Source organism: Nocardioides zeae, from assembly GCF_010686755.1.
Classification (GTDB): Bacteria; Actinomycetota; Actinomycetes; order Propionibacteriales; family Nocardioidaceae; genus Nocardioides; species Nocardioides zeae.
On sequence record NZ_JAAGXA010000016.1, the window covers coordinates 33329 to 50743 of the forward strand.

19 protein-coding genes and 2 tRNA genes are annotated in these 17415 nt (G+C 73.8%); 14 read left to right on the top strand and 7 right to left on the bottom strand.

Annotation, left to right across the window (positions count from 1 at the left end; genetic code table 11):
* The first annotated feature begins 41 nt into the window (after window positions 1–41).
* The 3 genes from G3T38_RS21930 (at window position 42) to G3T38_RS18260 (ending at window position 1969) form a co-directional block, all read left to right on the top strand.
* Window positions 42–431 (top strand): DUF4446 family protein, encoded by a 390-nt coding sequence (locus G3T38_RS21930; protein ID WP_338037756.1) that lies wholly within the window; start codon window positions 42–44, stop codon window positions 429–431.
* A gap of 40 nt (window positions 432–471) precedes the next feature.
* On the top strand, window positions 472–1155 hold the full coding sequence (locus tag G3T38_RS18255; protein WP_163773956.1) for a GAF and ANTAR domain-containing protein: 684 nt from the start codon (window positions 472–474) through the stop codon (window positions 1153–1155).
* A 106-nt stretch (window positions 1156–1261) separates the two neighbouring features.
* Window positions 1262–1969: an ANTAR domain-containing protein gene (locus tag G3T38_RS18260; RefSeq protein WP_163773959.1), complete on the top strand. Its 708-nt coding sequence runs from the start codon at window positions 1262–1264 to the stop codon at window positions 1967–1969.
* Window positions 1970–2264: 295 nt separating this feature from the next.
* Here the strand turns inward: G3T38_RS18260 and G3T38_RS18265 are convergent, their stop codons facing one another.
* The gene (locus tag G3T38_RS18265; protein ID WP_163773961.1) at window positions 2265–3836 is read right to left on the bottom strand and encodes a bifunctional phosphatase PAP2/diacylglycerol kinase family protein; all 1572 of its coding nucleotides are present in this window, start codon (window positions 3834–3836) and stop codon (window positions 2265–2267) included.
* A 150-nt stretch (window positions 3837–3986) separates the two neighbouring features.
* Between G3T38_RS18265 and G3T38_RS18270 the strand changes: the two genes are divergently transcribed.
* From G3T38_RS18270 to G3T38_RS18290, 5 genes are read left to right on the top strand one after another with little or no spacing between them, the layout of a single operon-like run.
* Window positions 3987–5093 (top strand): mannose-1-phosphate guanylyltransferase, encoded by a 1107-nt coding sequence (locus tag G3T38_RS18270; protein WP_163773962.1) that lies wholly within the window; start codon window positions 3987–3989, stop codon window positions 5091–5093.
* Window positions 5094–5115: 22 nt separating this feature from the next.
* Window positions 5116–6393 (top strand): serine--tRNA ligase, encoded by a 1278-nt coding sequence (gene serS, locus G3T38_RS18275; RefSeq protein ID WP_163773964.1) that lies wholly within the window; start codon window positions 5116–5118, stop codon window positions 6391–6393.
* Window positions 6386–7243 (top strand): HAD family hydrolase, encoded by an 858-nt coding sequence (locus G3T38_RS18280; RefSeq protein ID WP_338037757.1) that lies wholly within the window; start codon window positions 6386–6388, stop codon window positions 7241–7243. Before serS ends, G3T38_RS18280 begins: the two co-directional genes overlap by 8 nt.
* Window positions 7244–7253: 10 nt before the next feature.
* Window positions 7254–8123 (top strand): HAD-IIB family hydrolase, encoded by an 870-nt coding sequence (locus G3T38_RS18285; protein WP_163773966.1) that lies wholly within the window; start codon window positions 7254–7256, stop codon window positions 8121–8123.
* Entirely contained in the window at window positions 8120–8797 is a 678-nt protein-coding gene (locus G3T38_RS18290) for a hypothetical protein (RefSeq protein ID WP_163773968.1), read from the top strand. The genes G3T38_RS18285 and G3T38_RS18290 overlap by 4 nt, the downstream gene beginning before the upstream one ends.
* A gap of 15 nt (window positions 8798–8812) precedes the next feature.
* Here the strand turns inward: G3T38_RS18290 and G3T38_RS18295 are convergent, their stop codons facing one another.
* Together G3T38_RS18295 and G3T38_RS18300 are read right to left on the bottom strand one after the other, a co-directional pair.
* Window positions 8813–9430 carry a bacterial proteasome activator family protein gene (locus G3T38_RS18295; protein ID WP_163773970.1) on the bottom strand — a complete coding sequence of 206 codons (618 nt, stop codon included), beginning with the start codon at window positions 9428–9430 and terminating at the stop codon, window positions 8813–8815.
* 10 nt (window positions 9431–9440) lie between these two features.
* Window positions 9441–10421 carry an NAD(P)H-quinone oxidoreductase gene (locus G3T38_RS18300; protein ID WP_163773972.1) on the bottom strand — a complete coding sequence of 327 codons (981 nt, stop codon included), beginning with the start codon at window positions 10419–10421 and terminating at the stop codon, window positions 9441–9443.
* Between the two features lie 33 nt (window positions 10422–10454).
* Between G3T38_RS18300 and G3T38_RS18305 the strand changes: the two genes are divergently transcribed.
* The 3 genes from G3T38_RS18305 to G3T38_RS18315 all read left to right on the top strand — a co-directional run bounded on the left by G3T38_RS18305 (window position 10455) and on the right by G3T38_RS18315 (window position 12518).
* The gene (locus tag G3T38_RS18305) at window positions 10455–11228 is read left to right on the top strand and encodes a carbon-nitrogen hydrolase family protein (protein WP_163773974.1); all 774 of its coding nucleotides are present in this window, start codon (window positions 10455–10457) and stop codon (window positions 11226–11228) included.
* An 11-nt stretch (window positions 11229–11239) separates the two neighbouring features.
* The gene (locus G3T38_RS18310) at window positions 11240–12223 is read left to right on the top strand and encodes a hypothetical protein (protein WP_338037758.1); all 984 of its coding nucleotides are present in this window, start codon (window positions 11240–11242) and stop codon (window positions 12221–12223) included.
* A gap of 61 nt (window positions 12224–12284) precedes the next feature.
* Window positions 12285–12518 carry a biotin/lipoyl-binding carrier protein gene (locus tag G3T38_RS18315; protein ID WP_163773976.1) on the top strand — a complete coding sequence of 78 codons (234 nt, stop codon included), beginning with the start codon at window positions 12285–12287 and terminating at the stop codon, window positions 12516–12518.
* A gap of 15 nt (window positions 12519–12533) precedes the next feature.
* On the opposite strand, the gene G3T38_RS18320 is transcribed toward G3T38_RS18315, so the two are convergent.
* Together G3T38_RS18320 and G3T38_RS18325 are read right to left on the bottom strand one after the other, a co-directional pair.
* Window positions 12534–12618 (bottom strand) — tRNA-Ser (locus tag G3T38_RS18320).
* A gap of 56 nt (window positions 12619–12674) precedes the next feature.
* Window positions 12675–13040, bottom strand: coding sequence for a hypothetical protein (locus G3T38_RS18325; protein WP_163773978.1), 366 nt, complete (start codon window positions 13038–13040; stop codon window positions 12675–12677).
* Window positions 13041–13136: 96 nt separating this feature from the next.
* On the opposite strand from G3T38_RS18325, the gene G3T38_RS18330 reads away from it, so the two are divergent.
* From G3T38_RS18330 to G3T38_RS18340, 3 genes are all read left to right on the top strand, one after another.
* A complete protein-coding gene (locus G3T38_RS18330) occupies window positions 13137–13586 on the top strand; it encodes a hypothetical protein (RefSeq protein ID WP_194247591.1) in 450 nt (149 codons plus the stop codon).
* An 82-nt stretch (window positions 13587–13668) separates the two neighbouring features.
* Window positions 13669–13759, top strand: a tRNA-Ser gene (locus G3T38_RS18335).
* 185 nt (window positions 13760–13944) lie between these two features.
* Window positions 13945–14127: a hypothetical protein gene (locus G3T38_RS18340; RefSeq protein WP_163773980.1), complete on the top strand. Its 183-nt coding sequence runs from the start codon at window positions 13945–13947 to the stop codon at window positions 14125–14127.
* A gap of 148 nt (window positions 14128–14275) precedes the next feature.
* Here G3T38_RS18340 and G3T38_RS18345 read toward each other — a convergent pair whose 3' ends face one another.
* Window positions 14276–15277, bottom strand: coding sequence for a phospholipase D-like domain-containing protein (locus tag G3T38_RS18345; protein WP_163773982.1), 1002 nt, complete (start codon window positions 15275–15277; stop codon window positions 14276–14278).
* Between the two features lie 124 nt (window positions 15278–15401).
* Entirely contained in the window at window positions 15402–17249 is a 1848-nt protein-coding gene (locus tag G3T38_RS18350) for a phosphoenolpyruvate carboxykinase (GTP) (RefSeq protein WP_163773984.1), read from the bottom strand.
* Window positions 17250–17415: the final 166 nt, after the last annotated feature.

The window sequence follows — 17415 nt, forward strand, 5'->3', positions numbered from 1 at the left end:
CTCCCACGGCCGCGGCCCGCCACCGACTAGGGTCCCCTCCCGTGTGGATCGTCGTCGTGCTCGCCCTCGCCCTCGCCGCTGCCAGCCTCGGGGTGGCGGTGGCCGCGCTGCGGCGTACGGCGCGTCCCACCCCCGACGCCGACGTGCCGGCCGACGTGCTCGGCCTGCGCCAGGAGGTCGCCGCGCTGCGCGCCGAGGCCACCGGGTCGCTGCGGCACCTCGCGGTGGTGCGGTACGACGCCCACGGCGACATGGGCGGACACCTGTCGTGGAGCCTCGCCCTGCTCGACGACACCGGCTCGGGCGCCGTCGTGACCTCGATCCACGGGCGCAGCGAGGCCCGCACCTACGCCAAGACCGTCAGCGGGTGGACCAGCGAGCAGCAGCTCTCGCCGGAGGAGGCGGAGGCCATCGGCGCCGCGCGGCCCTGACCGCTTGCGGGGTCGGGGAGTCGCTGCCACCCTCGGCACCATGAACGATCTCAGCCACCGGATGGCCGAGCTGGCGCGTGACCTCGACGGGACGCGCGGCACCGTCGACACGGCCGAGCACGCCGTGCGGGCGGCCGTGGAGACGATGCCGTCCTGCGCGGGCGCCGGGCTGACGCTGCTCCACCGGGACGGCACGCTCGAGACCGTCGCCGCCACCGACGACGCGGTCCTCAAGGGCGACCGGCTCCAGTACGAGCTGGGCGAGGGGCCGTGCGTGCAGGCCATCCGCGACGACGCCGTCGTGCACTCGCCCGACCTCGCGGCCGACTCCCGCTGGCCCCGGTGGGTGGAGCAGGTGGTGCCCGACCTCGGCGCGCGCTCGATGCTCGCCGTACGGCTGTGGACGCGGCGCGACGACATCGGCGCCCTCAACCTCTACTCGACCGAGGTCGGGGGCTTCGACCACGACGAGCGGGAGACGGCCCTCACCCTCGCCGCGCACACCGCCGTCGCGATCGCGGCGTCGTCCGACATCGACGACATGCACGCCGCGATGGAGCGCCGCACCCGGATCGGGGCCGCGATCGGGATCGTGATGGAACGGCACGGCCTCACGCAGCCGGTGGCCTTCGAGGTGCTGCGTCGCCTCTCGCAGGAGCAGAACCGCAAGCTCCACGACATCGCGGGCGAGGTCGTGGAGGGCGGTCGTCTCACCGACGGTTGAGCGCGTCATTTGCTCGCGGGCCCCCTGACCTGGCAACTTATGCCCTGCGGTTGAGCAGGCAGCCGAGGGCGGAGTGTGCCCGGGCTGCGGATGAAGGTTGCTCGACGTGCGTGTGTCGGACCTCGGTCGACGAATGGCGGAGCTCGCTCGCGAGCTGCACGACCTGCGAGGGGTGAGGGCCACCCGGGACCAGGTGGTCACCGCTGCCCGCGAGCTCCTCCCCTCCTGCACCGACGCCAGCCTCGCTGTGCTCGGCCCGGGCGGCTCCCTGCGCAGCGTCGCCGCCACCGACCCCCGCGTGGGTCGGGCCGACGAGCGCCAGCAGGCCCTCGACGAGGGGCCCGCCCTCGACGCGCTCCGCGGCGAGGTGCTGGTGCACTCCTACGACCTGGCCGCGGACGGCCGCTGGCCGGACTGGTCGCACGAGGCCACTCGCGACCTCGGTCTCCGCTCCCTGGTCAGCGTGCGGCTCTCCACGCAGCGCGACGAGGTCGGGGTGCTGACGCTCTACTCGGACGCGGTCGGAGGCTTCGGGCACGAGGAGCGGGAGAGCGCCCAGGTCATCGCCGCCCACGGTGCCGTCGCTCTCGCGGCCGCCCACGACGTCGAGCGCATGGCCGACGCCATGACGCGCCGCACCCGCATCGGGGCCGCGATGGGCATCGTGATGGAGCGCTTCGAGCTCGAGGAGACCGTCGCGTTCGAGGTGCTCCGGCGCCTCTCGCAGGAGCAGAACCGGAAGCTCGTGGACATCGCCGACGAGCTCGTGCGCGAGCGCGAGGTCGAGGGGCTGGGCCCGCCGCGGCGGGAGTGAGCCGGCGAGGCCTCGCTCCCGGGGTGGTGCCGGGCCCTGCGGAAGGAAAACGCGGACCGTGACCGGGCCGTGATCAGGCGGGGTGGAGGAAAGTGCGCCACGGCCCGATCCGGGTCGAGGAGAGTGCGAACTCCTGGCCCGCGACACGCCGTACGAGGGTGCAGTCCGTCCGCGTTTTCTTCGTCCCCGCCGGGCCGCCCCCGCAGCCCGTCCGCGTTTTCTTTCCCGGGTGGCGGCGCCCCGCGCACTTTCCTCACCCGGGGGCGATCCCGCGATCCCGCGATCGCGCGCCGCGTCAGCGCGGGACGCGCACGAGCAGGCGCCCGTGGATGCACTCCATGCGCAGCTCGCGGCCCGAGCCGATCGAGTCGCCGTCGAGCTGGCGCGGGGTGTCGGTGTGGGCGCGGACGACGATGGAGCGGCCCCGGAAGCGGTTGATGGTCTCGTCGGTGCGCTGGCGCTTGAAGAGCACGCGCACCGCGAGCGGGATCCACGACCAGAAGCGGCGCGGGTGCAGCAGCACGACGTCGAGCATCCCGTCGTCGATGGTCGCGTCGGGCAGCAGCGGCATGCCGGCCTGGAGGTAGCCGACGTTGCCGACGACGACCGTGCGGGCGCGGTGGGTCGTGGTCTCGCCGCCGTCGACGGTGATGTCGACCTTGACGGCGGGGAACATCAGCGACGTCATGCCCGAGAGCACGTAGGCCAGCCAGCCGACCTTCTTCTTGATGTCCTCGTTGACGCCCTCCATGATCGCGGCGTCGAAGCCCATGCCGGCCATGACCATGAAGTGCGTGTCCTCGATGCCGTCGCCGCCGACGTGGACGAGGTCGATGGCCCGGTCCTGGCCGTTGAGGCCGACGTCGATGGCGGAGCGCAGGTAGAGCGGGATGTCGAGGTTGCGGGCCAGCAGGTTGCCGGTGCCGGCCGGGATGATCCCGACGGGCACGCCCGTGCCGGCGAGCTCCGCGCAGACCTCCCGGACGGTGCCGTCGCCGCCGCAGACGAGCACCAGGTCGGCGCCGGCGGTCGCGGCGGCGTGGGCCATGCCGGTGCCGGGGTCCTCGATGGTGGTGAGGTACCAGTCCGGCTCCGACCAGCCCGCCTCCGTCGCGAGACGGGTCACGACCGTGCGGAACACCTCGACGTCCTCGACCTTGATGGGGTTGAGCACGACGGCGAGGCGTCGCTCCGAGGAGTAGACCTCCGGCAGCGGCTCCGTCTTCACCGCGATGCTCCGCGGCAGGGGGGAGAAGAGGGCGAGGCCGGCGAGCACCATCGCGACGCCCAGCAGCGCCCCGCCGACGGTGTCCGTGGGGTAGTGGCGCCCGAGCAGCACGCGGTCGAGCGCGACCACGACGACGAGCAGCACGCCGAGGGCGACGACCACGCGCCGTACGGTCTTGCGGCGCACGACCATGACCGACAGCACGAGACTGACGCCCGCGAGGGCGGTCACCGACGACACGTGGCCCGAGGGGAAGGACTTGCTGGTCAGGGTGCCGACGACGTCCTGCCACTCCGGTCGCGGGCGACCCACGACGAGCTTGATCGCGGTCGTCGCGACGGCCGTCGCCACCATGACGATGACGACGTAGATCGCGGCCCGGCGCTGCGTGCGCACCAGCGCGAGCGCCAGCACGACGGTCATGATCGTCACGCCGACGGTGCCGAAGACCACCTCCACGCCGGCCAGCAGGTGGCGCAGCCAGTCGACGTCGGTGCGCCAGGACTGCACGCCCTCCCCGCGCTGGTCGAGCTCGGCCAGGGGTCCCCACCCGCCCGTGACGGCCGCCCCCAGCCCGGCGAGCAGCACCAGGCAGACGGCCGCCCAGCCGAGCAGCAGCGTGCGGGAACGGTCGAGCATGCGGTCTCCTTCCGCGGCGGTGCAGCGGCGTACGACGGGGGTGGGGCCGGGCGCGCAGGGCCCGGCAGGGCACCCGGGAGAGTATGCACGTCACACCGCGGGCACCGGCCTTCCCCGGCGACGCCCCGGGCGCCGTGAGATTCTCCCCCCATGACGGGCAACGAGCGGTTCTGGGCGGTCATCCCCGCGGGCGGCGCCGGCACGCGGCTGTGGCCGGTGTCGCGGGCGGGTCGTCCCAAGTTCCTCCACGACCTCACCCGCTCGGGCCGTTCGCTCCTGCAGCAGACCTGGGACCGCGTGCAGCCCCTGGCGGGTGACCGCGTGCTCGTCGTCACCGGGACGGCCCACCGGGACGCCGTCGTCTCCCAGCTGCCCGACCTGCCCGCCGACCAGCTCCTCGCCGAGCCGACGCCGCGCGACTCGATGGCCGCGATCGGCCTCGCCGCCGCGGTGCTCGAGGCCCGCGACCCGGAGGCGGTGCTCGGCTCGTTCGCCGCCGACCAGGTGATCCACGACGTCGACGGCTTCACGGCCTGCGTCGCCGAGGCCGTCGCGCTGGCCGCCGACCGCGAGGTCGTCGTCACCATCGGCATCGAGCCCACCCACCCGTCCACGGCGTTCGGCTACATCCGCTCCGGCGACCTCGTGGACCCCGCGGGCGGCGGCACCGCCCGCATCGTCGAGGAGTTCGTCGAGAAGCCCGACGCGGAGCGCGCCGCGGCGTACCTGGCGACGGGGCAGTACCGCTGGAACGGCGGCATGTTCGTCGTGCGCGCGCGCGTGCTGCTCGACCTGCTCGCCGCGAACCACCCCGTGCTGGCCGCCGGCCTGCGGGAGATCGCCGCCGACCCGACGCGGCTCGACGCGCTCTGGCCGGACCTCGAGAAGATCGCCATCGACCACGCCGTCGCGGAGCCCGCGGCCGAGCTGGGCGTCGTCGCGACCGTCCCCGGCACCTTCGACTGGGACGACGTCGGCGACTTCGACGCCCTCGCCGGGCTGCTCGGCGCCGACACGGGGGACGGGGCACCGGGCACCGGCCTCGCCGTGCTGGGCGACCCTGCACGGGTGCGCACGATCGACGCCTCGGGCATCGTCGTGGCCGACGGCCGGCGGGAGATCGCGGTGGTGGGCCTCGACGACGTGGTGGTGGTCGACACCGGCGACGCGCTCCTCGTGACGACGCGGGCCCGCGCGCAGGACGTGAAGAAGATCGTCGAGGGCCTCAAGGCGGACCGCCGCACCGAGCTGCTCTGAGCCTGACCGATAACCTCGGCCCATGATCGACCCCCGCCTGCTCCGTGACGACCCCGACCGCATCCGCGCCGCCCAGGCCAAGCGGGGGCTCTCCGACGAGGTCGTCGACGTCGCGCTGACGGCCGACCGCACCCGCCGCGACGCCATCGCGGTCTTCGAGGCGAAGCGGGCGGAGCAGAAGCAGGTCGGCAAGCTGATCCCGCAGGCCGCGCCGGAGGAGAAGCAGGAGCTGCTGGCGCGCACCAAGGCGCTGGCCGCCGAGGTGAAGGCGGCCGAGGAGCAGCAGAAGGCCGCGGAGGTCGCCTGGAACGACGCGCTCCTCGCCATCCCCAACCCCGCCGCCGAGGCCACGCCCGCGGGCGGCGAGGACGACTTCGTCGTGCTCGAGGAGGTCGGTACGCCGCGGGACTTCGCCTCCGAGGGCTTCGAGCCGCGCGACCACGTCGAGCTCGGTCGGCTGCTCGGGGCGATCGACATCGAGCGGGGCGCGAAGGTCTCGGGCAGCCGGTTCTACTTCCTCACCGGGGTCGGCGCCCAGCTGGAGCGGGCCCTCGTCAACATGGCGATGGACCAGGCGCACGAGTCGGGCTTCACCGAGGTCATCCCGCCCGCGCTCGTGAAGCCGGAGGCGATGGCGGGCACGGGGTTCCTCGGCCAGGCGGCCGACGACGTCTACCGCATCGAGGGCCAGGACATGTACCTCGTCGGCACCTCCGAGGTGCCCATGGCGGCGTACCACGCGGACGAGATCCTCGACGCGGGGTCGCTGCCGCTGCGGTACGCCGCGTTCAGCCCCTGCTACCGCAAGGAGGCCGGCTCGCACGGCCGCGACACCCGGGGCATCATCCGGGTGCACTGGTTCGACAAGGTCGAGATGTTCGTCTACACGACGCTCGAGGACGCCGAGGCCGAGCACCAGCGCCTGCTCGGCTGGGAGAAGGCGTTCCTCGACAAGCTCGAGCTGGCGTACCGGGTCATCGACGTGGCCGCGGGCGACCTCGGCCTCAGCGCCCAGCGCAAGTTCGACTGCGAGGCGTGGATCCCGACGCAGGGCAAGTACCGCGAGCTGACCTCGACGTCGAACTGCACCGACTTCCAGACGCGCCGCCTGGAGACGCGCGGACGGTTCGCGGACGGGACGAAGCCGATCGCCACCCTCAACGGCACGCTGTGCGCCATGACGCGCACCATCGTGGCGATCCTCGAGACCCACCAGCTCCCGGACGGCTCGGTCCGCGTGCCCGCCGCGCTCCGGCCCTACCTGGGCGGGCGCGAGGTCCTGGAGGTCGTCGGTGGCTGAGGTCGTGGGGGGGCCGGGCTGGCGCCCCCGCCTCGTCGCGCTCGACATCGACGGCACCCTGCTGCGCTGGGTCGACGGCTCGGGCACGCCCCACGAGGAGGTCAGCCCGGCGGTCGTCGCCGCCATCGGCCGTGCGATGGACGCCGGCGCCCACGTCGTGCTGTCGAGCGGCCGGTCCGTCCACGCCATGACGCCGGTGGCGGACCTGCTGACGCTGCGCGGCCAGCAGACGCCGAGCGGCGACGACCGCCTGTGGATCGTGGCGTCGAACGGCGCCGTGCTCAGCCGGTACGCCCCGCTCGAGGTGGTGCACGAGGAGACCTTCGACGCGCGCGACGCGGTGCGCTCCGTGCTGGAGCAGCACCCGACGGCGCTCATCGCGGTCGAGGACCGCGGGGGGCGGGGCTACCACGTGAGCCGACCGTTCCCCGACGGCGAGCTCGACGGCGAGCTGGTGGTCACCGACCTCGAGCAGATGGTCGCGCAGCCGGTCAGCCGCGTGATCGTGCGGGACCCGGACGCGACCGCGGACGACTTCGTCGAGATGGCCGGACGGCTCGGCCTGCAGGGCACCGACTACGTGGTGGGCTGGACGGCGTGGCTCGACCTCACGCCGGTCGGGGTCTCGAAGGCCTCGGGCCTCGCCCACGTCTGCGCCGACCTCGGGCTCGAGGCCGCCGACGTGCTCGCGATCGGCGACGGACGCAACGACGTCGAGATGCTGGCGTGGGCGGGCCGCGGCGTGGCCATGGGCCAGGCGGTCCAGGTCGTGCGCGACGCGGCCGATGCCGTGACCGGCACCGTCGACGACGACGGCGCGGCGGTCGAGATCGACCGCTGGTTCGGCTGAGGTCCCACCGGTGACGTCCCGCCCCCGCCTCGTCGCGACCGACCTCGACGGCACGTTGCTCGGCGCCGACGGTCGGGTCAGCGACCGCACCCGCGCGGTGCTGGTGGCGCTCGAGGAGGAGCACGACGTGCCGGTCGTGTTCGTCACGGGCCGCCCCGTGCGCTGGATGGACGAGCTCTGGACGGACGTCGGCGGCCACGGCCTCGCGATCTGCTCGAACGGCGGCATCATCTTCGACGTGGCGAACCGGGAGGTCCGCGACGCGTTCCCCCTGACGCCGCCGGTCCTCCTCGACGTCGCCGCCCGGGTCCGCTCCGCCGTGCCGGGCTCCATGTTCGCCCTCGAGACCCTGACGGGCTTCGCCCACGAGCCGGACTGGCTGCCGCGCCCCGGCGGGGGACGGCCGCACCGCGGTCCCGAGCCCGTGGTCGCCCCGCTCGACGCGCTCGTCGCGGACGACGCCCCCGCCTGCGTCAAGCTCCTCGCCCGGCACGACGAGGCCGACCCCGAGGACTACTGGCGGACCCTCGACACCGTCGTGGGCGACCTCGCCACCGTGACGTGGTCCTCGACCGGGGCACTCGTGGAGATCAGCGCCCGCGGCGTCACGAAGGCGACCACCCTGGCGACCCTGTGCGCCGAGCTCGGAGTGGACGCCGCCGACGTCGTCGCCTTCGGCGACATGCCCAACGACGTGCCGATGCTGAGCTGGGTCGGACGCTCCTGGGCGATGGCCGACGCCCACCCCGACGTCGTGGCCGCGGCCGACGCGGTGGCCGGTCGCCACGACGAGGACGGGGTCGCGGCGACCTTGGCCGCGCTGTTCGGTCTGGCAGGATGGGCCGGCGCCGCCGATCAGAGCCCAGGAGGACCCCGATGAACGATCGACCCGCCCGACGCCGCCGCGTCGCCCGGGCCGTCGTCGCCGTGACGGGCGGTCTGTTGCTCGCGCCCGCGGCCGTCGGCGTCACCGCCACCCCGACGTACGCCGCGGCGCCCGCCAGCGCTTGCGACGGCACGCTCGAGGACCAGGTCGCCGCCGCGGACTCCGTCGTGGTCGGCACGGTCACCGACGTGGCCGCGGCGACGACCGAGGGCGGCCCCACCACCCCCGGGACGTCCGGAGTGGCCGACTCCGTGCCGCTCGACGTGCGGCTCGACGTCGAGCGTGTGCTCGCCGGCGACCTCGCCCCCCGCGAGGTGCAGGTCGCGGTCGGCGCGGACGCCACGGGCAAGGGGATGCCGCCGGAGGCCGGGGTGCGGTACGTCGTGCTGCTCGGCGCCGCCACGGACGCCGAGACCGGCGTGCTGGGCGCGGAGACCTGCAGCTTCCTCGCGACCGGTCAGCTGACCGCGGTCGAGGAGGTCATCGCCCAGGAGGAGCAGCCGGACGAGGCCGCCCCCGCGGAGGTCACCTGGTCGGACGTCTCCGACGGCGACACGGGTCCGAGCGCCGCGGGGCTCGCCCTGCCGGGGCTGCTCCTGGCCGCCATCGGCGTCTTCGGGCTCGCGGGCACCGCGCTGCTGGCCCGCATCACCGGCCGCCGCCGCTGACGCTGGCCCTCGGGGTCAGAGGTACATGCCGCCCGATCGCGGCGCCTCGCCGTCGTCGCTGCGCGCCGGGCCGGGAGCCGCGGGAACGCCCGGTGCCCCCTGACCACCGGGCAGCGCGCGCCGCATCTGCTCGAGCTGGGCGCGGGCCGCCATCTGCTGGGCGTAGATCGCCGTCTGGATCCCCTGGAACAGACCCTCGAGCCAGCCCACGAGCTGTGCCTGGGCGATGCGGAGCTCGGCGTCGCTGGGGGTTCCCTCCGCGAACGGCAGCGAGAGACGCCGGAGCTCCTCGACGAGCTCCGGGGCGAGCCCGGCCTCGAGCTCCTTGATCGACGACTGGTGCACCTCCTTGAGGCGGTTGCGGCTCGCTTCGTCGAGCGGTGCGGCCTTCACCTCCTCGAGCAGCTGGCGGATCATGCTGCCGATGCGCATGACCTTCGCGGGCTGCTCGACGAGGTCGCGCGGGTGGGTGGCGCCGTCGGCGCCGTCGGCGCCGTCCCCGCCGTCCCCGCCGTCGGAGGTCGCCACGCGACCCGCCAGGGCGCTGGCCGGCACGGTCCCCACGGGCTGGCCGTCGGGACCGATGATGACGACCTGGTCCTGCTGCTTCCCGTCCTGCGCCTCGTCGCTCATGCCCCCGAGCCTACTGAGGCGTCAGGAGGACCTTGCCGGAGTGGGACGACTCCTCGAGCAGGCCGTGTGCCTCCGCCGCCCGGTCGAGCGGCAGCGTCGCGTGCACGATCGGGCGCACGGCCCCGGAGCCCACGAGGGGCCACACGTGGTCGGCGACCGCGGCGCAGATGGCGGTCTTCTCCTCCACCGGCCGCGCGCGGAGCGAGGTCGCGTGCACGGAGGCGCGCTTGGTGAGGAGGCGGCCCAGGTCGAGCTCGCCCTTCGCGCCGCCCTGCATGCCGATGACGACGAGCCGGCCCTCGGTGGCGAGGGCGTCGACGTTGCGGGCCAGGTACTTCGCGCCCATGTTGTCGAGCACGACGTCCGCGCCACCGGCCTCCCGGAGCACCGCGACGAAGTCCTCCTCGCGGTAGTCGATCGCCCGCTCCGCGCCGAGCTCCTCGCAGAACGCCCGCTTCTCGGCCGACCCGGCCGTCGTGAAGACCCGCGCCCCGAGGGCGCTGGCGAGCTGGATGGCGAAGGTGCCGATGCCGCCGGCACCGCCGTGCACGAGGAACGTGTCGCCGGAGGCGAGACCGCCGACGGTCACCACGTTCGACCACACCGTGCAGGCGACCTCGGGCAGCGCGGCCGCGGTGACGAGGTCGACCCCCGGCGGCAGGGGCATGAGCTGCCCGGCCGGGACGACGACGTGGGTGGCGTAGCCGCCGCCCGCGAGGAGGGCGCAGACCTCGTCGCCGACGGCCCAGCGGCCCGCCTCGGCCACGCCCTCGCCGAGCGCCGCGACGGTGCCGCTGCACTCGAGCCCGAGCACGTCGCTCGCGCCGGGCGGCGGCGGGTAGAACCCGCGCCGCTGCAGCAGGTCGGCGCGGTTGACGGCGGTGGCGGCGACCTCGACGAGCACCTCGCCCGGACCCGGCTCCGGGTCGGGCCGCTCGGTCAGGACGAGGGCCTCGGGCCCTCCCGGCTCGGGGGCGATGACAGCACGCATGGGGCCGAGCGTAGGCCGCCTACCCTGGGTGCCATGCGTGTCGCGCTCGTGCAGGAGGCCTCCGACCTCGACCCGGCGGTGAACCGCGACCGGCTCGCCGCCCGGGTGGCCGAGGTCGGTCCCGACGTCGACCTCGTCGTGCTCCCGGAGGTGTTCGCCCGCGACTTCGGCAAGGCCGGGTCGGACGTCTCCGCCCACGCCGAGACCCTGGAGGGGCCGTTCGTCACGGCTGCCGTCACGGCTGCCGCCGCCGCGGGCACCACGGTCGTCGCCGGCATGTTCGAGCGCTCGGACGACCCCGACCGCCCGTTCAACACGCTGGTGGTGGTCGACGGCGGGGGCGTGCGCGCGTCGTACCGCAAGATCCACCTCTACGACTCGTTCGGCTACCGGGAGTCCGACCGGCTGCTCGCCGGCCCGACGACGCCCGTGGCCGTCGACGTCGCGGGGTTCCGGCTGGGTCTGCTGACCTGCTACGACCTGCGCTTCCCCGAGCTCGCCCGCACGCTCGTGGTCGACCACGGCGCCGAGGTCCTCGTCTGCCCCGCGGCCTGGGTGGCCGGCGAGGGGAAGGTGCGGCACTGGAGCACGCTCGCGGCGGCCCGCGCGATCGAGAACACGGCGTACGTCGCGGCGACCGGCCAGCCCGCTCCGCGCTACAGCGGCCACTCCGTGCTGCTCGACCCCCTCGGGAGCGTGCTGGCCGAGGCGGGAGTCGACCCGGAGGTGCTGGTGGGGGAGGTCCGGCGGTCCGTGCTGGACGAGGCCCGCCGCACGAATCCGTCGCTCGCCAACCGGCGGCTGTAGCCTTGCCCGCCGTGCCGACCCCCACCGTCTCCCGTGAACGCCGCCTCGGTGCCTGGTGGGTGCTGGTCGTCGGTGGCCTGGCGCTGCTGGTGCTCGGGGGGACCGGCGTGCTGCCCGACGTCACCGAGGGCATCGGTGCCGTCGCGGTGACGAGCGCCTACACGTGGGCGCTGGCCGCGCGCACCGGCGGCCGCCCGATCGTCTTCGCCGCGCTGGCCGCGGTCGCGGGGGCCGTCGTGCTCCTCCTCGACACCCAGGAGCTGCGCACGGGGGCGGCGGTGATGACCTGCACGGTCGGGGCCGTGCTCGGCGTGATGGCCACGGTGCCGGCCCGGCAGTTCCTCATCGCGGTGCGCGAGGTCGTCATCGCGGTGGTGCTCGCCGGCGGAGCCGCGGTCGCCGCCGTCGGCTACGCCCCGACGATCTCGCTGGTGCGGTTCGAGTACACCGTGCTCGCCCTCTCGTTCGTCGTCGTGCTGGGCCTGGTCTACCGCCTCGGCGCCGGCCTCCACGGCCTCGGCCGCCGCGGCGTCATCGCCGTGGTCGTGGGCTCGCTCGTGCTGGCGGTGATCCTGGCGTACGCCGAGGCCCTGCGCCGCTACGGCGCCACGTCGGTCGTCGGGTCCGTGCTCGACTCGGCGAGCTGGATGCTCGAGACCGTCGGGGGCGTGCCGCGCCCGATCCAGGCGGCACTGGGCGTGCCCGCGCTGGCCTGGGGCACCTACATGCGGGCCCGCCGCCGCCAGGGCTGGTGGCTCTGCATCTTCGGCGTGGCCGCGACGGCGCCCGTCGCGAACGGCGTCATGAACCCCTCCGCGACCCTGCTCCAGGCGCTGCTCGGGGTCGTCTACTCGCTCGCCATCGGCTTCGTCATCGCCTACGTCGTGATCCGCGCCGACCTCGCCCTGACGGGCTCCCGCGGCTCGCGCGCGCGGCGCAACGAGGAGCGCAGCGCCGTGCGCCCCGAACCGTCCCGCACGCGCCCGCTGCTCTGAGGGCGCCCGGCCGCCCGGGTCGACCCCGCGCTACCCCGCGGTAACGGCTAGCGTCGTGCCCATGGCTCGCAAGCAGGTCGTGGAGGTCGTCGCCGAGATGGTGGCGTCGGTGGTCGAGGTCGGCTGCGCGGTCGGTGACGACGTCACCCCGCAGAGCACGGTGCTGCTGCTGGAGTCCATGAAGATGGAGATCCCGGTCCACCCCGAGAAGGCGGGCCGCGTGCGCGAGATCAAGGTCGCGCCGGGCGACGTCATCCAGGAGGGTGACGTGCTCGTGGTGCTCGACCCCGCCTGATCCCGGCGCCGTCAGCAGAGGGAGCGGGATTCGAACCCGCGGTGGGTCTCCCCACGACCGCTTTCAAGGCGGTTCCGATCGGCCACTCCGGCATCCCTCCCCACGCGCGGCCGGAGCCGCGCGTCGGGTCCCGAGTGTAGGGGTGCCGGGGACCGCTCAGGCCGGGGGCGACGCCGCGAGGGCGTCGCGCACGCGGACGGTGTGGTTGTCCACGTCGATGAGCAACCGCATGAGGTCGCGCCGCACGACGTCGGGCTCGGGGCTCTGCAGCACGAGCGTGTCGTAGACCCGCACCCGCTCGAGGAGCGTGTTGCGTGCGTCGAGCAGGCCGGCCCCCTCGGGTGCGCGCCAGGCCGGGCCGTAGGTGTCGGTCTCGTTGAGCAGCAGGCTGCGCACGCCGGCGAGCCGCTGGCGCACGGTCCAGCGCCAGTTGCCCAGGGCCGGGCCCTGGCGGCTGTGCGGGGGCGGCAGGGCGTCGAGGGCGACGTGCAGCGCGTGGAGGGCGGGGTGGGGGCTGCGCACGTTCATCTCCTCGGGCGACGTTCGGGTCCGGCGGGACGGAAGGTCCCGGGGAGAGTGTGACACGTGTCACCAGGGGGCGTGGGGGACAATGGTCCGGTGCAGCAGGACATCCGCCTCGCCCCCGCCGTCGCCGCCCGGCTCCTCGGCACCGCCGTCGTCGTCCTCGGCGTGGTCGCCGTGGTGCTCTTCGCGGGGGCGTGGCTCCTCGACGTCTCCCCGGGGCTGCCCCTGCTCGTCGTCGCGATGCTGCTGTTCGCGCTCGGCGCGGCGGGCCTCGTCCTCCTGACGCGCGCCTACGTCGTGCGCCTCACCGAGGACGGCTACCGGGTGCGCTTCGTGCGGGGTGCCGGCGCGACCCGCGCCCGGTGGGTGGACGTCGAGGACGCGGTGACGACGTACGTCGCGGACGAGCCCTGCGTGGTGCTGCGCCTCAAGGACGGGGGGTCCACGACCATCCCCGTCACGTTCCTCGCGGGCGACAAGGAGCGGTTCGTCGAGGTCGTCCACGAGCGGCTGATGCGGGGCCGGGGGCTGCGCCGCCTCTGAGCGCCACCTCCGGGCGCCACCTCCGGGCACCACCTGATTGGGCGCGGCCCGGCTGCTCTGTGTAGCCTGTGACGGCTGTCGAGGAGGCGTCGCCTAGTCCGGTCTATGGCGCCCGCCTGCTAAGCGGGTTTGGGGCTACAACCCCATCGAGGGTTCAAATCCCTCCGCCTCCGCAGTGCCTGAGCCCCACGGGTCCGCCCGTGGGGCTCAGTCGTTCCCCGGTCTGCAACTTCCTGCAAGATCTCGCATTGCACAGACATGACCCGGGCTTCGCCTGACGGGAGGCCCCCGTATGCCGCACTATGGGACGAGCGGGCCAGAGGGGGTCCGTCACCGTCAGCGCAACGAGGGAGCCACCATGAAGTTCGTCCGCCGCGCCGGACTCGCGGTCGCTGCTGCCGCGATCAGCATCGGGCTGGTGGGTGCCGCCGCCGGTTCCGCCCACGCCGACACCAGCTGGGGCCAGAAGAAGCGCATCGCCGTCGTCCAGACCGCTCCCGTGCAGGACGAGCCGGTCGACACGAGCTGGGGTCAGGACTGACCCGAGCTCCCCACGAACTCCTGAGGTGAGGACCAACCCAACCCCCACAGTGCGGTCCCTGCCCCCCGGCTCGCCTCAGGTGTGAGGGCGGTGGCGCTCGGCGCCACCGCCCTTGTTCTTTCCTGGATCAGAAACGATTCAGGACGGCTCAGGACGACTCGGGCCGCTCGTGGCCGGAGACGCCGCGCTGCCCCATCGTGTAGCCGAGCTGGAAACGCGTCTGCGCCTCGAACTCCTCCTTCAGGTCCGCGACGTACCCCGCGTAGGTGCGGGGGCTGACGCCGAGCCGCTTCGCGCTGACCGGGTCGGCGTGCCCCTCGATGAGCATCCGGATCGTCATCGCGCGCTGCTCCGCCGCGATGTCCCGCAGCATCGAGCTCTCGTTGTTGGAGAAGGCGCGGCCGCGCTCCCAGTGCCGCTCGAAGACGTCGACCAGGTACGCCACGAGGGACGGCTCGCGGATCGCGATCGCCACCGAGTGCCCCTCCCGGCCCGGGATGATGGCGACCATCCGGTCGACCACGATCATCCGGTTGAAGAACTCGTCGAGGGTGCGCACCTCGGCGCCCCGCTCGGTGACCGTCGCGACGTACTTGTGCGTGATCGAGCTGCGCCGCGCCGCGTGCTGGTAGAGCGTGCGCATCCGCACGCCGCGCTCCAGCGCCTGCACGTCCCGCTCCGCCGCCTTCGCCAGCGAGCCGGAGTTGCGGCCGACCTGGGGCTGCGCGGTGAGCAGCTCGGACTCGGCGTCCGCCACGACGGCGGCGATGAACGGGTCGATGGCGTCGCCGCGGATCTCGGTGATGGGACCGGCGGCCGGCTGCGGTGCCCGGCGCCACGCCTGCGAGAGCGCACCGAAGGTGCGCGCCCACGCCGAGGACTCGGCGAGCAGCTCCGCGCCTCGCTGCCCGAGCGGCGTGACGACCTGCGAGGTGGCCGCGGTGGGGTCGACCGCCACCCACCGCTTGGTGCGGGGGTCGAGCCCGAGCAGGCCGAGCTCGACGAGGAGCGCGTACGGCGCGTGCAGCGCCCCTCCGCGCGCGATCCGCGGGTCGTCGTCGGCCAGGCCGCCCCCCGCGAGGACCTCCTCGTAGAGCGGGATGCCTGCCTCCTCGAAGAGCGCACGCTGCTCCGGCCCCACCTCGACCATCCACGACCTCCGCCCCGGGTCCCGCTGCTCGGGGGCCCTCGGTCCCGATGATCCCACGGAACGCACGACGCCCCCGGCCGTCGGCCGGGGGCGTCCTGGGGCGTCGCGGGGACGCGTGCGTGGGTCAGAGGCCGAGGCGCGCCTTGAGACCGTCGAGCTCGGTCCAGAGCACGGACGGCAGGTCGTCGCCGAACTTCTCGAACCACTCGGTGATCTGCGGGACCTCGGCCTTCCACTCCTCGACGTCGACCGCGAGGGCGGCGGCGAGGGTCTCGGGCGTCAGGTCGAGGCCGTCGATGTCGAACGAGCCCTCGGCCGGCACGTGGCCGATCGGGGTCTCGACCGCGGCGGCCTGGCCGTCGATGCGCTCGACGATCCACTTGAGCACGCGGCTGTTCTCGCCGAACCCGGGCCACAGGAAGCCGCCCTCGTCGTCGCGGCGGAACCAGTTGACGTAGAAGATCTTCGGCAGCTTGGCGGCGTCGTTGTCCTTGCCGATGTTGATCCAGTGGCTGAAGTAGTCGCCCGCGTTGTAGCCGATGAACGGCAGCATCGCCATCGGGTCGCGACGCACGACGCCGACCGCGCCGATCGCGGCGGCCGTCGTCTCGCTGGACAGGGTCGCGCCGAGGAACGTGCCGTGGGTCCAGTCGCGGGCCTCGAACACGAGGGGGATGGTCGTCTTGCGGCGACCGCCGAACAGGATCGCGTCGATCGGCACGCCACGCGGGTCGTCGTACTCCGCCGCGAGGATGTCGCACTGCTTGATGGGCGTGCAGTAGCGCGAGTTCGGGTGGCTGGAGAGCTCGTCGCTCTCGGGCGTCCAGGGGTTGCCCTTCCAGTCGGTCGCGCGCGCCGGCGGGTTCTCGAGGCCCTCCCACCAGACGTCGCCGTCCTCGGTGAGCGCGACGTTCGTGAAGAGCGAGTTGCCCTTGTTGATCGTCGCCATGGCGTGCGGGTTGGTGTGCTCGTTGGTGCCCGGGGCGACGCCGAAGAAGCCGTACTCCGGGTTGACGGCCCACAGGCGACCGTCGGGGCCGATGCGCATCCAGGCGATGTCGTCGCCGAGCGTCTCGACCTTCCAGCCCGGGATGGTGGGCTTGAGCATGGCGAGGTTGGTCTTGCCGCAGGCGCTGGGGAACGCGGCCGCGACGTACTTCACGACGCCCTGCGGGCTCGTCAGCTTGAGGATGAGCATGTGCTCGGCGAGCCAGCCCTCGTCGCGGGCCATGACGCTCGCGATGCGCAGCGCGTAGCACTTCTTGCCGAGCAGGGCGTTGCCGCCGTAGCCCGAGCCGAACGACCAGATCGCACGCTCCTCGGGGAACTGCACGATGTACTTGGTCTCGTTGCACGGCCAGGCGACGTCCGCCTCGCCCTCGGCGAGGGGGTGGCCGACGGAGTGCAGCGCGGGCACCCACTTGACGTCCTGGCCGGCCGCGTCGAGCTCCTCGATGCGGCGCAGCACGTTGGTGCCGAGGCGCGCCATGACGCGCATGGAGACCGTGACGTAGGCGGAGTCGGTGATCTCGACGCCGAACATCGGCTGCTCGGCCTCGAGGTGGCCCATGACGAACGGGATGACGTACATCGTGCGCCCGCGCATGCAGCCCGCGTAGAGCCCCCGCATGAGCTGCTTCATCTCGTCCGGCGCCATCCAGTTGTTGGTGGGGCCGGCGTCGCGCTCGTCGACGGAGCAGATGTAGGTGCGGTCCTCGACACGCGCCACGTCGATCGGGTCGGAGGCGCCGTAGAACGAGTTCGGCTTGAGCTCGGGGTTGAGGCGGGTGAAGGTGCCCGTCTCGACGAGCGCGTCGGTCAGCTCCGTCCACTCCTCGTCGGAGCCGGTCACCCAGTGGATGCGCGCGGGCTGCGTGAGCTCGGCGACCTCCTCGACCCAGGCGAGGATGCCGGCATGGGTCGTGGGCGGGGTGGAGTCCGTGGACTCGGGGGCGGGGGCGGTGGCGGTCATGGTTACCTCTCGCGCTTCCGACGCGGGCCCGCTCGGCGGGCCCCGCCGGCCGTCGAGCGTGTCGACGGTGTGGTCGGGGTGCGGTGATCGCGCGGCGTCGTCGACGGCGATGCCGGGCTCGTGCGAGCCCGGGTTGAGGCGAGGCTAGACGGGCCTCGGCGGGTTC